The following is a 16,225-nucleotide window of genomic DNA, read 5'->3' as shown; positions in this document are numbered from 1 at the left end:
AGGAGGCGTGGTCGTCTTCGGTCCGCCCGGAGAGCCGTTGGTCACGACATGTGCCCTTCGAGGATGTGCAGACCGGCGATGGTGCGGTCGTCGCGGAACGCGATCCGTGCCGTGTAGTCGCCTGCCTCGAACGAGAGCGGCGTGTTCGTGATGGTCACGTCGCCGGCCCGGGTGACCTCCGGCTCTCCGAGCCTCTCGAAGGCTCCTGACAGGCCGACGATCTGTGCCCACGCGGCCGCGAGCGCGTCCTCCGGCAGGCCGTCGCGCATGGTCGGATCGAACTGCTCGGTGACACGCGCCCATTGCCCGGAAGCGAGGTCCTCGATCGTCGAGGCGGCCAGTTCGGCGGCGCCGGAGAGCGGCGTGGTGTTCATGGGTTCTCCTGTTCTGGGGTCGATCGGTCTGCCATAGCGCTGAAACGCCGCTTGCCTGCTCACGCCGAGCGCGTCACCGATGACCTGCCACGTAGCGCCGCTCTGGCGCGCCTGCTGCACGACAGCACGCACGACGTCATCGGCGGCCGCCTGCATGCTCACGGCACGCCCAATCGAGTCGGCCCAGTCGTCGTCCTTCGTCAGGACACGTGCCGCGAGGAGCGCCTCCATGCGCGTTTTCAAGGCCTGCAACGCATCTGTCAATCGTTCTTGCATCTGTAAAGCCTATCTTTACAACCGGCTGTGCGCCAGGAGGGTGCGCGCAACGATGTGCGAGGCTGCCCGACCGGGTGTGTCCGCCCACCGTGAGGGCTCATCCACCGACGCATGCGCCCCGGCGACATGCTCACCGTCCAGGAGGCCGACCGGCTGGGCCGCAACCTCCCCGAGGGGCTGATCGTGCTCTACGACCTGTTCGAGCAAGGGGCAGCGGTCAAGGTCCTGGACGGCATCGCCGCCGGAGAGCACACCGAGCGCAGCCTGATCCTGGACCTGGCGCTCGCCCTGGCCGAAGACCGCCGACGCGACATCGTCCGCACGACCCGCAGCGGCCTGGCCTCGGCCGCCCGCGCCGGCCGCAAGGGCGGCCGAGGGCGTGTGGTCGACGCCGACAAGCGCCGCGCGCTCCTGGCCCGCCGAGCCGAGGGCCCATCGCCACGCGAGATCGCCCGCGGGGCCGGGGTGAGCCCGGCCGTCGTGCACGGCGAGGTCTAAGCAGCGGAGAACGACCCCGAGCAGCAGTAGCTCAGCTACCGGGCGACCCGGCCCCCGCGCCTTCCGGGCTCACTCGGTTCGCCCCCCGAGATCGCCGGCCTCGCCACGATCCGCGCCGCCCTGGTCGGCGCCCTCCAGGCGGGCTGCGACGACCTGACCGTCTGTGCGTCCAGCGACCGCCGTCCCATCCCCTTCACCGATCCGGCCGGGGAGGACCGCCATGGTGGACCCTGCTGCCGCCCGACGCTCCCGCCTGGCCCCGAAGGCGCTCGGGGGCCTGGCCGCCGTGGCGTGCTGCGCGCTGCCGGAACCCGGCGGCCGTAGCGGGCGATCCGCTCAGTCGCCCAGGTCGCGGCTCTACCGCTGAATCCTGGGGCGATCCTCCTCGGCCCCGTCAGGCGCGGGCGTCGGCGAGGCGGCCCTGGATCATCAGGTCCATGACGGCCATGAAGCGGTGGGTGCGGGCCCGGCCCAGGACGAAGGGGTTGGGGCCGTGGGGGTCGCGGCGGACCTGTTCCATGCGCTGCAGGCCGTGGTCGTTGGGGTGGGCGGAGAGCTCGACGTCGGCGCCGGCGCGGTGCATGCGGGTGCGGAAGCGGTCGATGGAGTCCAGGTAGTCGGCGAGGTGCTCGGGTTCGGCGGGCGGGTTGGTGCCGCCCCAGAGCATGGCGGTGTGGGGGCGGCCGCGGTGGTGGACACCGAAGAGGGGCGAGACGGTGCCGGGGGTGTGGCCGGGGGTGTGGTGCAGGGTCACGGCGGTGGCGCCCAGGGTGAGGCGGTGGCCGTCGGTGATGTCGGTGTCGCGGCGGGGGGCGTGCTCGTGGGCGTCGGCTTCGACGAGGTCCCAGTCGGCGGGGGACATCAGGACGCGGGCGCCGTGGCGGTCGGCGAGGTACTGGGCGCCGCCGAAGTGGTCGTAGTGGCCGTGGGTGATGACGATGTGGGCGATGTCGGCGGGGTCGGCGCCCAGGGCGCGCAGGCCGGGTTCGATGACGGTGCGGGCGTCGTGGGGGGAGCGCAGGGCGTCGATGAGGATGATGCCCTCGTCGGTGGTCAGGGCCATGGCGTGGACGAAGCCGGTGCTGAGGACGGCCAGGTCGTCGAAGACGCGGGTGGGGGGCGGGGCGGGGAGGTCGCCGGGGAGGTCGGTGTCGGGGTGCAGGGCGCGGGCGATGGCGGTCAGGACGGGGTCGCGGCCGGCCAGGCGGCGGGCGCGGTCGTAGTAGGGGGTGCCGGGGGTGGCGGCGTGTGCGGGGGCGGGTGCCAGGGGGAGTGCGGCGGCGGTCAGGGCGCCCGTGGCGAGGCGGGCCAGGGTGCGGCGGGTGAGGGGGGTGTGCTCGCGCATGCGGGCGCTCCTTGCCGTGTGGTGTGGTGGGTGTGGTCCCGGTGGGTGGGATGCGGTGGGGCGGTGGGGTGTTCGTGCTGGTTCGCGGCTCGTCTCCGGGGCGAGTGCGCGTCCTGGGCCGCGCCGCGGTGCACTGGCCGGGCCCACGCGGTGCCGGGACCGGGGGCAGGACCCGTACACGTTCAGCGGTGGGGGCGGGAGCCTGCTGACGGTCTTGGGGGTGCACTCCCTGGGCGGCATCGCGGGGCATGAGGCGGCGGGGACCACGGACGAGGCCCCTGAGCGGGTCGGGCTGGTCCGGCGGGCCGGGGCTGCGGCGCGGCCCTTGGCGTGGATGCTCCCCGCGCGCCCTGTCCTGCTCGGCCGGGCGGCGCCGGTTCGTCCGTGGTCGCTCGGGCGCGCGCCGTCCTCCTGGTCTGGGGCACGCGGCGAGGGGGCGGGTCAGGCCAGTGAGTCGATCCAGCGCTCCAGGCGGCGGCCTTCTGCGGCCATGAGGTCCGGGGCGCGGAGCGTGTTGGTCAGCACGGAGATGCCCTGGTAAGCGGCGATCAGTGCGACCGCCAGCTCGCGGGCGTCGCTGCGGCCCAGTTCGGTGAACTGCCGCTCGGCCCAGTCGATGAGGTCGCGCATGGCGTCGGCGACCGCCGTGTCGAGGCCGTCGGTCCGTTTGTCCAGTTCGGAGGCGAGGGTGCCGGTGGGGCAGCCGAACCGCGCGGTGGTCTCTCGCTGCTCGACCCACCCGGCGATGAGCGCTTTGAGCCGCTCGTGGGGCGTGGGCAGTGCATCGAGGGCGGCGGTCATCTGTGACAGGTTCTGCCTGTGGGTTCCGATGGCGGCTTCGACCAGGTCGTTCTTGGTCTTGAAGTAGTAGTACACGTTCCCCGTGGGGACGTGGGCCCGGTGTGCGATGTCGGCCAGTGTGGTCTTCTCGACGCCCTGTTCGTGGAGCACCTCGGCCGCTGCGGCGGCGAGCCGTTCCCGCTTTCCCGGCGTGCGCCGCTCCCGTCGGTGTGAGTCGGTCATCTGACTGACTGTAGACGAACGCCGCCGGGGCGGGCTATGGTCGCCTTTTAAGTTAGTCAGCTAACTCACTTGGAGTCCTCGTGATCGCAGTCACCGGCGCCACCGGAAACGTGGGCCGTGAGCTGGTCCGCCACCTCGCCGAGGCAGGCGAGGCGGTGCGCGCCCTCTCGCGCGGCCGGGCGCGCGACCTGCCCCCGAACGTGCGCCACCGGCAGGCGGACCTGGCAGACCCTGACGGCCTGCGCCCCGTGCTCGAAGGGGCCGAGGCACTGTTCCTGCTGGTGGCCGGCGACGACCCGCGGGGCGTGCTCGAGGCCGCGAAGAGGGGCGGCGTCCGACGGGTCGTCCTGGTCTCCTCCCTGGGCGTGGCCACCCGCCCCGCCGCCTACGCCCACGCCGCCGCCTTCGAGGCCGCGCTCGGCGACTGCGGTCTGGAGTGGAGCATCCTGCGCTGCGGCGGACTGGCCTCCAATGCCCTGGCCTGGGCCCAGACCATCCGCGCCGACCGGCAGGCCGCCGCCCCGTTCGGCGGCGCCGGCCTGCCGGTGGTCGACCCCTCGGACGTCGCCGAGGTCGCCGCCGCCGCGCTGCTGGGGCCCGGCCACGACGGCGCCGTGTACGAGCTCACCGGCCCGGCCCCGGCCACCCCGCGCGAGCGGGCCGCGGCGATCGGCGCCGCGATCGGCGAGCCGGTCCGCTTCATCGAACAGACCCGTGAGCAGGCACGGGAGCAGATGCTCGCGTTCATGCCCGAGCCGGTCGTCGAGGGCACCCTGGCCATCCTCGGAGAGCCGCTGCCCGCCGAGCGCCGGGTGAGCCCCGACGTCGAGCGGGTGCTGGGCCGCGCGCCGCGCCCCTTCGCCGACTGGGCCGCCCGCAACGCCGAAGCCTTCCGCTGATCCGGCCAGGCCCGGCCGGACACCGCTCCTCACCCACCCCCGGGAGATCCCGCATGCCGACCACCCCCGTCCTCGACTCGACCATCGCCCACCGGGAGCGCGGATCGGGCGCACCGATCGTCTTCCTGCACGGCAACCCCACCTCCTCGCACCTGTGGCGTAACGTCCTGCCGGCCGTGGGCCGGGGCCGCCTGCTGGCCCCCGACCTCATCGGCATGGGCGGCTCCAGCAAACCCGGCATCGCCTACACCTTCGACGACCACGCCCGATATCTCGATGCCTGGTTCGACGCGCTCGGCCTCGACGAGGCCGTCCTGGTCGGCCACGACTGGGGCGGCGCGCTCGCCTTCGACTTCGCCGCCCGCCACCCCGGCCGGGTCCGCGGCATCGCCTTCACCGAGACCATCGTCAAACCGATGGCCTGGGAGGAGTTCCCCGAGGGCGGCCGCGACCTGTTCCGCGCGATCAAGACCGACGGCGTGGGGGAGGCCCTGATCCTCGACGACAACGTGATGATCGAAGAGGGCCTGCCGGGGACCGTCGCCACCCCGCTCGACGCCGCCGACCTGGAGGCCTACCTGCGGCCCTACCCGACCCGGGAGACCCGACGGCCGCTGCTGCAGTGGCCGCGCGCCATGCCGCTGGGGGGCGAGCCCGCCGACGTCGTCGCCCGAGTCGAGGCCTACGACGCCTGGCTGGCCGAGAGCGGGGAGGTCCCCAAGCTGCTGGTCGACTTCGCGCCCGGCCCCGGCGTCATGATGGGGCCCGGCCTTGCCGCCTGGTGCAGGCGGCACATGGCCGCGCTGGAGACCGAGCACTACGACGTCCCCGCCGGGCACCACACCCCCGAGGACCGCCCGGCCGAGATCGCGGCGGCGGTCTCGGCCTGGGCGGACCGGCACGGGCTGCGCTAGGCGCCCGAGACCACGGCACGGCGAAGCCCCCCGGGGCGACCGCGAATGGGGGCCGCGCGCACCGCGCGCGGCCCCCATTGTCGTTTGTGCGGGCGGGTCAGCCCCGGTGGCCGTTCAGGGCCTGGATGATGCGCGGGCGCATCTGGGAGGCGCTGATGACCTCGTCGACCGAGCCGACCTCGACGGCGCGCCGGATGCTGTGCACGGCGTCGAACTCGGCGGCGACCTCGCCCAGCTTCTCGGCGCGCACCGAGCCGCGCAGCTCCTCCAGCTCGGCGGCCAGGGCGGCGCGCTCGGTGCCCTCGGCCGCCGCCGCGCGCTCCTGCAGGGCCTGCAGGCGGGGGTCGGCGGCGGTGCGGGCGTCGACCTCGCCGGAGAAGACCACGGCCGCGGCCGGGGCGCCGCCCAGCACCGAGGCGTAGGAGCCCTCCAGGGCCAGCACCGTCATGTTCGGGTTGAGGGCCTTGGAGAAGACCACGAAGGCTCCGCCGTGGTAGCGGGAGATGACGCAGAAGACGATGGGCCCGTCGAAGTTGACGACGGCCCGGCCGATCTCGGCGCCGTACTCCAGCTGCAGCTTGCGCATGGACTCGGGTGAGCCGTCGAAGCCGGAGAGGTTGGCCAGCACCACCAGGGGGCGGTTGCCGCTGGCGGCGTTGATGGCCCGGGCGGCCTTCTTGGAGGCCTGGGGGAACAGGGTCCCGGCGGTGTAGGCGTCGGGGCCGTCGGTGGGCGGGAAGCCGTGGCGGGGCAGGTTCTTGGACTCGATGCCCAGCAGGCACACCGGTGTGCCGCCCAGGTGGGCGTCGGCGACCACGGCGTTGTGGGCGTCGGCCATGTCGGCCCAGCGCTCCAGGAGGGCGTGGTCCTGGTCGGACAGGGCGCGCATGACGGTGCGGATGTCGAAGGGCTTCTTGCGGTCGGGGTTGTGCTCGGCGGAGAAGATCTGGCCGACCGTGGTGAAGTCGCTGCCCTCGGCGGTGTGGGGGTAGGGGCTGATGTCGCGGTCGGCGGGGTCGGTGGTGGCGGCGCGGCGGGGGGCGGTCTCGCCGGGGGCGGTGTAGGCGTGGTCGTAGTGGGCCATGAGCACGCCGTGGGCGGCGGGCAGGTCGCGGGCCCAGTACTGGGCCTGGCCGTTGGGGCCCATGATGCGGTCGTGGCCGCCGATGCCGAAGTTGTCCTCGGCCGAGACGCCGCCGGAGAAGTCCAGGGACTGCTTGCCGGTGAGGACCATGGCCGAGTCGGGGGTCATGACCAGCACGCCCTTGGTGTGCATGAGCATGGTGGCCTCGGCGTTCCAGTAGGGCTGGGCGCCGACGTTGATGCCGGCCACGACCACGTTGATCTCGCCGCCGTCCTGGGTGAAGGTGACGATGCGCTTGAGGGCGGCGGCGACCCAGTCCATGTTCTCGGTTCCGGAGTCCATGGCGATGCGGGCGCCGGCCGACAGGGCGTACCACTCCAGGGGTACGCCCATGCGCTCGGCCTGGTCCAGGGCGGCGATGACGCGGCGGCACTCGGCCTCGGACAGGGCGCCCAGGGCCTTGGTGGGGTCGCCGAGCAGGATCACGCGGGTGATGCCCTGGGGGTGCTTGGCGGTGGGGGTGGTGACGGTGCCGGCGACGATGGCGGCGGTGTTGTGGCCCTTGGGGCGGTCCACGGGCACCAGGCGGCCGTCGGCGTCGAGGTCGTGCTCGGTGAAGTCGCCGAGCATGCCGGTGAGTTCGTAGGGGTAGACGGTGTTGCGGCGTGCGGCGCGCAGGACCTTCTGGCGGTAGGTGTCCAGGGGGCGCACCGCCTCGAGGTCGGGCGGGCCGACGGTGAGCTCGGGGCGGCCGGCGGCGTCGAAGGAGATGCGCACGGCGATCTTGGTCAGGGCGCCGGTGTCGGGGTCGCGGCGGCGGCCGATGAAGGTGATCTCCTCCAGGCCGGCGCCGGCGGTGGTGGGGCGGATCCGTTCGGCGAGCATCTCCATCTCGTCGCGGGTCAGGGTGCTGGGCGGCCAGACGTAGACGACGATGCGGTTGGTGGCCAGGCGCTTGCGTGCGGGGCGGTCGGCCTGGGCGCGGCGGATGGAGTCCAGGCAGGCGGCCAGGGTGCCCTCGGCGGTGGGCAGGGCGACCAGGCGGCCGTCGTTCTCGCGCAGCTCGGTCAGGTCGCGGACCTGGGCGAAGGCGATGAGGCGCTCGTCGGAGGCGTCGGTGCCGGCCTGGGCCTTGAAGAGGTAGACCTCTTCGTCGGTGGAGGGCAGGCGGGTCAGGTCGAAGTCGGCGAAGCGCTCGATCTGCATGCGCTGGGCGATGTGGGGGTGCAGGCCGCGGATGAGGCGCTGCTCGGCCATGCGGTGGCCCCGGCCGGGGTCGGGGCGGAAGGTGAAGTGGTGGTGCATGACGGCGCCGCGGCTGCCGGCCACGGTGGTGGTGACGCGGTTGACCTGCGGGGGCAGGGGGCGGGCGGCCAGGTGTTCGGTCAGGGCGGCGGCGGTGGCCTCGGGGTCCTCGGGCTGGTCCTCCCAGGCCAGGTAGAGGTCGGCGTCCAGGCTGTGCTGGTCGGCGGCGAGCTCGGCCAGGCCGGCCAGGGCGCTGTCCAGGTGCTCGAAGGGCAGGGCGGCCGAGGCCAGGCAGGTTCCGTCGCGCTGGGCCAGGGTGAAGTCGGTGCCGGCGGCGGTGGCGGTGCGCACCTCGCTCAGGCCCTTGTTGCCGTAGTAGCGGCGGGTGAGGACCTCGAGCATGACCGAGTTGTCGGCTCGGCCGCGGGCCAGGCGCTGGCCGAGCAGGCGGACGAGGGGCTCGGTGCTGCGCACCATGTGGGCGATGCGCTCGGCGCGGTCGGGGGAGTGGGGGTGGGCGTCCAGGTGGCGCAGGTGGCGGCGGACGTCGGCGTAGACGCGGGCGCGGTTGCGGCGCAGCAGGGGCTGGGCGAACCAGGCGAAGACGACGCCGCGGGCCAGGTCGGCCAGGTGGGGGAAGCGGACCTGGGTGGCGGCGATGAGGCGTTCCAGGGCCAGGCCGACCGGTTCGCGCAGGGTGTGGTCGGGGGCGGGTTCGGTGAGCCAGGTGCGCAGCAGGGCGGCGATGATGCGGGCGTCGGAGGCGGCGCGCTGCTGGGCGAGGAAGGCGCGGAAGACCGCGGACTCCAGGCGGGGGGTGCGGTCGAGGTCGGTGAGGCCGTAGTGGGCCAGGGCGCGGGCCAGGCGGGTGCGGAAGGCCTCGGGCAGGCCGGCGCGGTCCAGGTCCAGGCTCTGCAGGTAGGTGTGGAAGTGCTCGCGGGTGCTGTGGAGGTGCTCCTCGCCGGGGGCGGTGCCCTCGGCGGGGCGGTTGCGGGAGAGTTCGGCCAGGTCGGCGAAGGCCTCGATGATGCCGAGTTCGTCGGCGACGGGGGCGGCGCCCTGGTCGGTGGCGGCGGCGCGGTCGGCGAGGTAGCCGACCAGGTCGGCGTCGGGGTCGTCGGGGTCGGGGTCGAAGCCGAGCATGCGGGCGCGCAGGTCGGCCTGGCCGCGGGCCAGGCGCTGGTGCAGGGGGGTGTGGCCGGGTGCGGGGGGCAGGTCCAGGTGCGCGCTCTGCTCGGCGGGGGCCTGGTCGCCCTCGGCGAGGGGTTCCAGGCGCAGCAGGGCGGCGCCGGTCTCGACCTGGCTGCCGATCTGGACCTGGGAGTCGGCCAGGCGGGCGTCGAAGGGGGCGGTCAGGACCGTCTCCATCTTCATGCTCTCCAGCACCAGGACGGGCTGGCCGGCCTCGACGGTCTGGCCGGGCTGCAGGGGGGTGGCCACGACCAGGGCGGGTGCGGGGGAGCGGACGATGCCGCCTTCGTCGCGGCTGACGCGGTGGGTGGTGCCGTCGATCTCGACGAGGTGGACGGGGCCGTGGGTGGCGGTGAGCAGGCGGTGGCGGTGGCCGTTGACGGTGATCTGGCCGGTGTGGTCGTCGTGGCGGTGCAGGTGCACCTGGGCGGTGGCGGTGTTCTCGCCGGAGGTGACGGTGGCGCGGAAGCGGTCGGCGCCGGTGCGGGCCAGGTGGACCTGGTAGATGGCGCCGCGGAGTTTGAGGGCCAGGGGGCGGTGGGTCTCGTGGCGCACCTGGGGGCGGCCGCCGTAGGCGGTGGCGAGCAGGTGGTCGCGGGCGGCGCCCTCTTCCTCCTCGTAGGCCTCGATGGCGGCGGCGATCAGGGCCATGGTGGAGTGGGGGGCGTTGTTGAGGCGGCCCTGGGCGCGGACGCGGTCGATCCAGCCGGTGTCGGCGGTGGCGCCGGTGACCTCGTCCTGGTCGAGCAGGTCCAGCACGAAGCTCTTGTTGGTGGCGCCGCCTTCGATGACCACGGTGGTCTCGGACAGGGCGCGGCGCAGGCGGGCCAGGGCCTGGTCGCGGTCGCGGCCGTAGGCGATGATCTTGGCGATCATGGAGTCGAACTCGGCGGGGATGGTGTCGCCTTCGGCGACGCCGGTGTCGACGCGGATGCCGGGGCCGGCGGGCAGTTCCAGGCGGGTGATGCGCCCCGGGCAGGGGGCGAAGTCGCGGTCGGGGTCCTCGGCGTTGAGGCGGGCCTCGACGGCGTGGCCGCGCTCGTGGGGGGCGGTGCCGGTGAGGGGGTGGCCGGCGGCGACCTGGAGCTGGGCGGCGACCAGGTCGGTGCCGGTGGTGGCCTCGGTGATGGGGTGTTCGACCTGCAGGCGGGTGTTGACCTCGAGGAAGGCGAAGAGGCGCTGGCCGGGGTGGTAGAGGAATTCGACGGTGGCGGCGCCGCGGTAGCCCACGGCCAGGGCGAGGCGTTCGGCGGAGGCCTTGAGTTCGGCGGTCTGGTCGGCGTCGAGCAGGGGGGAGGCCGATTCCTCGATGATCTTCTGGTTGCGGCGCTGGATGGAGCAGTCGCGCACGCCCAGGGCCCAGGCGGTGCCCTGGCCGTCGGCGATGACCTGGACTTCGACGTGGCGGGCGCCGGTGACCAGGCGTTCGAGGAACAGGGTGCCCGAGCCGAAGGCGCGGGCGGCCTCGGCGGCGGTGCGGTCGAAGGCCTGGGTGAGTTCGTCGGCGTCGTGGATGACGCGGATGCCGCGTCCGCCGCCGCCGGCGGCGGCCTTGAGCATGAGGGGGTAGCCGATGTCGGTGGCGGCGGCCAGGGCGTCGTCGAGGGTGGCCACGGCGCCGCCGCTCCAGGGGGCGACGGGCACGCCGACCTGTTCGGCCAGTTGTTTGGCGCCGATCTTGTCGCCGAGGCGGCGCATGGCCTCGGCGCTGGGGCCGATGAAGGTGATGCCGAGCTGGTCGCAGAGTTCGGCGAAGGCGGGGTCTTCGGCGACGAAGCCCCAGCCGACCCAGGCGGCGTCGGCGCCGGTCTCGGTCAGGGCGCGCTCGAGGGCCTTGGGGTCGAGGTAGGGGCGGGCCGAGGCGGGGCCGATCTGGTAGGCGTGGTCGGCTTCGCGGACGAAGGCGGCGGTGCGGTCGACGTCGGTGTGCAGCGCGATGGTGGCGATGTGCGTGCCGGTCTGGGCGGAGAGGTCGCGTGCTGCGTGGATGAGGCGCATGGCGGCCTCGCCGCGGTTGACGATGGCGATTCGCTTGAACAAGCCGACCGAGCCCTTCTCTTCGTGGTGAGCAGTGAGCGTGTGCGCCGCGGCGGGGGGCCTGCGCGGGGTGGGCGCGGGTGTGCCCCGGCAGGGTTCCACTTTTCCGTGTGCGGTGCGGTGGTGCCATGTCGTTCTCGGCGCAACATTGGCGGGCCGAGTTTGTAGGAATGGGCCAAAGCGCCGGGCCGGGGGCCGGTGGTGGCGGGCCCGGTCGACCAGGGTATGCGGGGCGGGGGTGTGGGGGGTCTCACCCGAGGGGGCGGGGTTCGAACACCGTCGGTGGCGGGTGTTCGAACCCGGGCCGGGGCGGAGCGGGGTGCGCTCGGGGGTCAGCGCAGGCGGTAGCCGGCGAAGTCGGCGATGCGGTGGTAGCCCAGGCGCTGGTAGAGGGCGTTGCTGGTGGGGTTGGCCGGGTCGGTGAACAGCACGACCTCCTGGGCGCCGGCGTAGCCGCGGCCGCGCAGGCGGGAGGGGGTGTAGACGGGGTCGATGCGGACCATGCCGCCCACGACCGCCGCCCCCTCTCCGGCCCCGGTGTCAGCGGCGGGGCTCGATCCTCATGTCGCCCGCGGTCACGGCGCGGATGTGCTCGCCGGCGAGCAGGTCGTGCGGGTAGACCGGGTCGATCGCGGCGGCCTGGTCGAGGCGGGCCAGGGTGCGGCGGTTACCTCTTCGGGCTGGCCCGGCAGCGTCCCCCCGGCGCCGGGGGGACGCCACGGCTTCGGCGCCGTCGCTGGCGCGGCTGGTCGTGGACCTGTCGCCGCTGCCGGCGATGGTGGCGGCCCGGCTTCTGCCGGACGTGGGGGCCTTGGCGCCGTCGCAGCGCAATGCGATGTGGCTGTGCCTGATGCACCCGCGGATGCGCGCGTTCTATGCCGACCGCGAGCGGGTGGTGCGCGAGGGGGCGGCGCACCTGCGGGCCGCGTGGGCCGCGCACCCGCAGGACGGGGCGCTGAGCGGGCTGATCGCCGAGTTCATCGCCGACGACGAGGAGTTCGCGCGGTTGTGGGGCGAGCGCGAGGCGAGGGCGGGCGGCGCCAGGCCCAAGGTGGTGCGCCATCCTGAGGCCGGTGAGACCGCGCTGGACTTCGAGACGCTCACCCCGCACCAGGATCCGGACCAGGTGCTGGTGATCCACCGCGCGGCCGACGAGCAGAACCGGTCGGCCCTGGAGGTGTTGTGCGCGCGCTGACGCCGTAGGGGCCGGGCGGGCGGTCGCCTCGGTGCGCCGTTGGAGCCGCGGGCCGGGCGCGGGCGATCCGGGCGTTGAGCTCGGCACCGAGCAGCACCGCCAGCGCGGTGACGTACAGGAAGAGCAGGGCGGCGGCGGGTGCGGCCAGTACGCCGTAGGCGGCCTGGCCGGCGATGGTCAGGGCGAGCAGGGAGCGCAGCGCCAGGCTTCCGCCCAGCCACAGCAGCACTGCGAGCACGGCGCCGGGGACATCGCGCCGCCACCTGCCTCGCTCCGGGGTCGCCGCACGGTAGAGCAGGACCAGCAGCCCCGTGCAGACGAGGATGGGAACGGGCCAGGAGCCCGCCTCGAGCAGGTGCGCGACGGGCGGGCGGGCCGGGGCGGGGGTCGCGGTGAGGATCCAGCCGGGTGCGGCGACCAGCAGCGGCAGTGCCAGGGCGCCCGCCGCCAGTGCCCCCAGGTAGAGCGCGAAGGCCAGCGCCCGGGACCGGGGCGCCGATCGCAGGCCGTCCATCCCGTAGGCGATGGTGATGGCGTTGACGTAGGTGTTCATCGCGGCCGAGCCGCTCCACAGCACGAGCAGGAACCCGGCCGAGACGACCTCGCCCCGTCCGTGGTGCAGCACGTCGTCCAGAACGGGGCCGATGATCTCCTCGGCGGCCGGGGGCGCCAGGACCTGTCCGGCCGCGGCGAGGAGCCAGTCCTCGACCTCGACGACCGTGCCGCCGCCGAGCAGCGGGGGCAGGAAGCCGATGGCCGCCACCAGGACCAGCAGCAGGGGGGTCAGAGACAGCAGGGCCCAGAACCCGGCTTCGGCCGCCAGCCCCAGGATGCGGTCCTGCCAGGCCCGGGATGCGGTGTCGAGGGCCAGGCGCCGCGCCTGCCGCGCCCGGTCGGCGAGCATGCGTGCGGCGCCGGCGGGCCGTGTGCTCAGCCGCGCACCGGTGCGGGCTCTCACGGCCGGTCGGCGGGGGGCCGCTGTTCGCGGCGCCGGCGGTGCTGGGCGAGGGTGAGGCGGGTGGCGGCCCCGGTGAGGGCGACCACGATTCCGGCGATCATCGCGATGAGCAGGGCGATCGCCAGGGGCAGCTCGCCGCGCAGGGCCAGGAAGGAGACTTCGACGCGGGCGGTGTTGCTGATCAGGAACACGATGAGCAGGGCCGCGAGCAGGACGAGGGCACCGATTGCGGCCCAGACCGCGCCGGCGCGCGCCTGAGGTGCGGAATCGGCGCGGGGCCCGGGCTCGGCCGCCGGTGCGGGGCCTTGGGGGGCGGGCGGGTCGGGTGGTCGGTCCTGTTGTGCGCGGTGGCGGTCGGGCCGGCGTGGGAACGGCATGCCGCATACCCCCTGACGGAAGCCGGTACGGCGGGCGTCTCGGTTCGAGGATGTCGTCGCGATACCGGTACGGGGCCGATTCTACGCCGGGGTGTCCTGCCTGAGCCCGTCTGCGGCTGGTGGCGCGGGCGGCAGCGGCACCCGGTCTTCTCCTCGCCCGGAACCCGGCCTCGGGTGCTTCCCGGGCCCCTGTCCTGTGTGCCGGTCGAGGCGGGAGTGGCCGGTGCCTCGGGGGTTCTGCACCCCCCCACCCGAATAACGTTAGTGAAATACGTTATCTCGTTACGTAATCCAGGTTTGCAAACACAAAGAAGGTGCGGAGCGGCGGGGAATCTGACCCCCGATAAGTGGGCCTTACCGGATGCCAGCCCGTGAGGCGGACCGAACCGTCACCCGGCCCGGCCGGCCCCGCCCAAACGAAACCCCCCTCCCCGAGGGGGCCCTGAGGCCGCCCCCCGCCGGGAGGCGGCCGGCGGGCCCAGGGGGAGGGGCGGTGGATCGGAGCAGGTCGGAGGCGCGTGCGGTCACCGCCGCCGCGGGGAGGACGCGCGATGCGGTCGGTGAGGCCCCGGGCGCCGCCGGGGCGGACGGCGTCCGCCCCGAGGGGAGGGTGCACCGCAAGGGTTGCCGCGCCCTGTCGTAACCATTACCGTTACGACAAGAGCCGACCGGCGAGGAAGGGAGCGGGCCCGCGTGAGCGCCAACAGCAGACTGACCGTCGCGGCGCACGCCCTGACGTGGATCGGGTTGTATCAGCGGCGCGGCCACGAGGTCGCCACCTCCGAGCAGATCGCCACCAGCGCCAACACCAACCCGGTGGTGATCCGCCGCCTGCTGTCCGAGCTGCGCAGGGCCGGCCTGGCCGATTCGCAGCGGGGGGCGGGGGCGGGCTGGACGCTCACACGGGAGCTGTCGGCGATCACCCTGCTCGACGTCTACCGGGCGATCGAGCCGGGCCCGCTGTTCGCCCTGCACCGCGCCGCACCGGACCCCGAGTGCGTCGTGGGCCAGGGCATCGGGCCGGCGCTGAGCGCGGTGTACGACGGGGTGGAGGCCGCCCTGCGCAGGGAGCTGGCCCAGACCACGTTGGAGGACGTCCTGCAGGACATCCTGAAGGCCGCCTGACCTCAGGCCGCCGGCCTCCCTCGACCGAGGGGGCGCGCCCTGCACCCGTCAATGTAACAAAAATGGTTACGACAAAGATTCGGAGAACCCCATGGGACAGCTGGACGACAGGACCGCCCTGGTCACCGGCGCCTCCAGCGGCACCGGCCCGGCGATCGCCCGCCGCTTCGCCGCCGAGCCCGCCCCGCCCGACCGCGTCGGCCGCCCCGACGAGGTCGCCGCCACCGCCCTCTACCCGGCCGGCGACCAGAGCACCTTCCCCAGCGGCGCGGAACCGCTCGTCGACGGCGGCGCCACACAGCTCTGAGGGCCCGACCCTCCACACGGGAGGCATCGGCTCCTCCAGGGCGTCCGGGCCGTGTACTTGCCACCGCCGCAGGTGCAACGGCTTCGACACGACAAGGGGGCGGCCGTCAAGAGCGCGCCCACCACCGGGCGCGCGGCGCGGCGGCCCGATCCCCGGCGGCAGGCCGCCCTCCCCTTACAGGGCCGAGGCCCGACCAGCACACCTCCTACGAGCAGTAAGACAAGGACAACGATGACGGCAACAGACGCCCAGGCCCCGCGGACCGTGGCCGAGAAGTTCGTGGAGCGCCTCGGCAGGCAGGACCCCCCACGGCATCCAGGAGCTCTTCGCCGAGGAGATCGACTGGCACGTCCCCGGCAGCGACGCTCTGCCCTGGACCGGGCGCCGCACCCGCAGGCAGGAGGTCGCACCGTACTTCACCACGATGTGGCCGCACTTCGCGCACGGCATGAGCAAGGTCGCGCTGGAACGCGTCATCGTCGACGGCGGTGACGTCGTACTGCTGGCGGTCTGGACGCACACCGCCGTGGCCACCGGGAAGGAGTTCACCACACCGGCGGCCATGCATCTGGTGGTCGAGGACGGCCGGATCGTCCGCATGCACCTGTACGAGGACACGCTCACCGTCGACAAGGCGTTCAACGCCGGCTGAACCGGTGCGGCGGCACCACGCGTTCGCGGGCCCGCGGATCGGCGTGGACGGGGGCCGCATCGCCCTGACCGAGGTGGTCGTGCACGGCTGGGACCTCGCCGGGGCGATGCGGCCGCGGCTACGCGCCGCCCGAGGCGGCGGTGCGGGCCTGCCTGGAGCACGTGGCCGAGTTCGCCCCCGAGGCGCCCCTGCCGGAGCTGTGGGGAGCGCCCGTCGCCGTGGAGGAGGACGCGCCCCGCCTGGCAGGCCCCCTGAACCGCCCCGCGGGGGCGGCTCGGGGCCGGATTCGGCCCGAGGCGGTAGGGGCCGCGGGCGGGCAGGGAAGGCAACGGGGCGATGGCCATCGTTACCGGAACGTTCACGCCCTGGTCCGCAGCGCTGTCGGCGGGGGCCGCGGCCGCCTCGGTCGCGCTGGCCGCCTGGGCCTGGGGCGCCCCCGTCCCCGACCCTGCCGCCCACCGCGTGTTCCTGGCCGTGTGGTGCGCGGCGGCTCTGGCCCTGGCCGCCCTCGGATCGTGCCGGGTTCCGGGCGCCTTGGGGGTCTTCGCGTTGGGCGGGCTGCTGGGGGCCGCCCTGGGCAGCACTCCGTGGCAGAGCCTGGACGCGGTCTTCTGGTACCAGCTGTGGTGGACCGTTCCCGTCGCTTCGGGGCTGGTCCTGGCCGTGCGAGGTGCCCGTCGCGGCCGTGTCGGCGGGCCCTGACGGCTCAGCCGCCGGGCTCCGCC

Annotated in this window: 16 protein-coding genes; 8 read left to right on the top strand and 8 right to left on the bottom strand. The window is 74.2% G+C overall.

Features of this window, described 5'->3' with window-relative positions; genetic code table 11:
- Positions 1 to 41: 41 nt before the first annotated feature.
- Positions 42 to 605 carry a DUF3887 domain-containing protein gene (locus D450_RS0105880; RefSeq protein ID WP_017537750.1) on the bottom strand — a complete coding sequence of 188 codons (564 nt, stop codon included), beginning with the start codon at positions 603 to 605 and terminating at the stop codon, positions 42 to 44.
- Between the two features lie 156 nt (positions 606 to 761).
- Here D450_RS0105880 and D450_RS0105875 point away from each other — a divergent pair, with 156 nt between their 5' ends.
- Complete coding sequence (locus D450_RS0105875) at positions 762 to 1,148, top strand: recombinase family protein (RefSeq protein ID WP_017537749.1); 387 nt, start codon at positions 762 to 764, stop codon at positions 1,146 to 1,148.
- 394 nt (positions 1,149 to 1,542) lie between these two features.
- Here the strand turns inward: D450_RS0105875 and D450_RS0105870 are convergent, their stop codons facing one another.
- Complete coding sequence (locus tag D450_RS0105870; protein ID WP_017537748.1) at positions 1,543 to 2,493, bottom strand: MBL fold metallo-hydrolase; 951 nt, start codon at positions 2,491 to 2,493, stop codon at positions 1,543 to 1,545.
- A gap of 441 nt (positions 2,494 to 2,934) precedes the next feature.
- Positions 2,935 to 3,516, bottom strand: a complete 582-nt coding sequence (locus D450_RS0105865; RefSeq protein WP_083932549.1) for a TetR/AcrR family transcriptional regulator — start codon at positions 3,514 to 3,516, stop codon at positions 2,935 to 2,937.
- 80 nt (positions 3,517 to 3,596) lie between these two features.
- Here D450_RS0105865 and D450_RS0105860 point away from each other — a divergent pair, with 80 nt between their 5' ends.
- Positions 3,597 to 4,415, top strand: a complete 819-nt coding sequence (locus D450_RS0105860; protein WP_017537746.1) for an SDR family oxidoreductase — start codon at positions 3,597 to 3,599, stop codon at positions 4,413 to 4,415.
- Positions 4,416 to 4,468: 53 nt separating this feature from the next.
- Positions 4,469 to 5,329, top strand: coding sequence for a haloalkane dehalogenase (locus D450_RS0105855; protein ID WP_017537745.1), 861 nt, complete (start codon positions 4,469 to 4,471; stop codon positions 5,327 to 5,329).
- 97 nt (positions 5,330 to 5,426) lie between these two features.
- On the opposite strand, the gene D450_RS0105850 is transcribed toward D450_RS0105855, so the two are convergent.
- The 3 genes from D450_RS0105850 to D450_RS34265 form a co-directional block, all read right to left on the bottom strand.
- Positions 5,427 to 10,889 (bottom strand): ATP-binding protein, encoded by a 5,463-nt coding sequence (locus D450_RS0105850; protein WP_017537744.1) that lies wholly within the window; start codon positions 10,887 to 10,889, stop codon positions 5,427 to 5,429.
- A gap of 329 nt (positions 10,890 to 11,218) precedes the next feature.
- Complete coding sequence (locus D450_RS29570; RefSeq protein WP_017537743.1) at positions 11,219 to 11,398, bottom strand: GNAT family N-acetyltransferase; 180 nt, start codon at positions 11,396 to 11,398, stop codon at positions 11,219 to 11,221.
- Between the two features lie 28 nt (positions 11,399 to 11,426).
- Positions 11,427 to 11,606, bottom strand: coding sequence for a hypothetical protein (locus tag D450_RS34265; RefSeq protein ID WP_152520802.1), 180 nt, complete (start codon positions 11,604 to 11,606; stop codon positions 11,427 to 11,429).
- Between the two features lie 31 nt (positions 11,607 to 11,637).
- On the opposite strand from D450_RS34265, the gene D450_RS34260 reads away from it, so the two are divergent.
- Entirely contained in the window at positions 11,638 to 12,081 is a 444-nt protein-coding gene (locus tag D450_RS34260; RefSeq protein ID WP_152520801.1) for an MmyB family transcriptional regulator, read from the top strand.
- On the opposite strand, the gene D450_RS29560 is transcribed toward D450_RS34260, so the two are convergent.
- Together D450_RS29560 and D450_RS0105830 are read right to left on the bottom strand one after the other, a co-directional pair.
- Entirely contained in the window at positions 11,987 to 13,039 is a 1,053-nt protein-coding gene (locus D450_RS29560; protein WP_241483072.1) for a YihY/virulence factor BrkB family protein, read from the bottom strand. The genes D450_RS34260 and D450_RS29560 overlap by 95 nt on opposite strands.
- The gene (locus D450_RS0105830) at positions 13,036 to 13,416 is read right to left on the bottom strand and encodes a lipopolysaccharide assembly protein LapA domain-containing protein (RefSeq protein ID WP_017537739.1); all 381 of its coding nucleotides are present in this window, start codon (positions 13,414 to 13,416) and stop codon (positions 13,036 to 13,038) included. The genes D450_RS29560 and D450_RS0105830 overlap by 4 nt, the downstream gene beginning before the upstream one ends.
- A gap of 693 nt (positions 13,417 to 14,109) precedes the next feature.
- Between D450_RS0105830 and D450_RS0105820 the strand changes: the two genes are divergently transcribed.
- The 4 genes from D450_RS0105820 (at position 14,110) to D450_RS0105805 (ending at position 16,202) form a co-directional block, all read left to right on the top strand.
- The gene (locus D450_RS0105820) at positions 14,110 to 14,541 is read left to right on the top strand and encodes an Rrf2 family transcriptional regulator (protein ID WP_017537737.1); all 432 of its coding nucleotides are present in this window, start codon (positions 14,110 to 14,112) and stop codon (positions 14,539 to 14,541) included.
- A 91-nt stretch (positions 14,542 to 14,632) separates the two neighbouring features.
- Positions 14,633 to 14,848: a Rossmann-fold NAD(P)-binding domain-containing protein gene (locus D450_RS0105815; RefSeq protein ID WP_017537736.1), complete on the top strand. Its 216-nt coding sequence runs from the start codon at positions 14,633 to 14,635 to the stop codon at positions 14,846 to 14,848.
- Between the two features lie 313 nt (positions 14,849 to 15,161).
- Complete coding sequence (locus D450_RS29555; protein WP_338037956.1) at positions 15,162 to 15,500, top strand: nuclear transport factor 2 family protein; 339 nt, start codon at positions 15,162 to 15,164, stop codon at positions 15,498 to 15,500.
- A 336-nt stretch (positions 15,501 to 15,836) separates the two neighbouring features.
- Complete coding sequence (locus D450_RS0105805; RefSeq protein WP_017537734.1) at positions 15,837 to 16,202, top strand: hypothetical protein; 366 nt, start codon at positions 15,837 to 15,839, stop codon at positions 16,200 to 16,202.
- Positions 16,203 to 16,225: the final 23 nt, after the last annotated feature.

Source organism: Nocardiopsis halophila DSM 44494 (assembly GCF_000341245.1).
Lineage (GTDB): Bacteria > Actinomycetota > Actinomycetes > Streptosporangiales > Streptosporangiaceae > Nocardiopsis_A > Nocardiopsis_A halophila.
The sequence above is the reverse complement of the archived record's forward strand: the minus strand, read 5'-3'. Positions and strand labels throughout refer to the sequence as shown.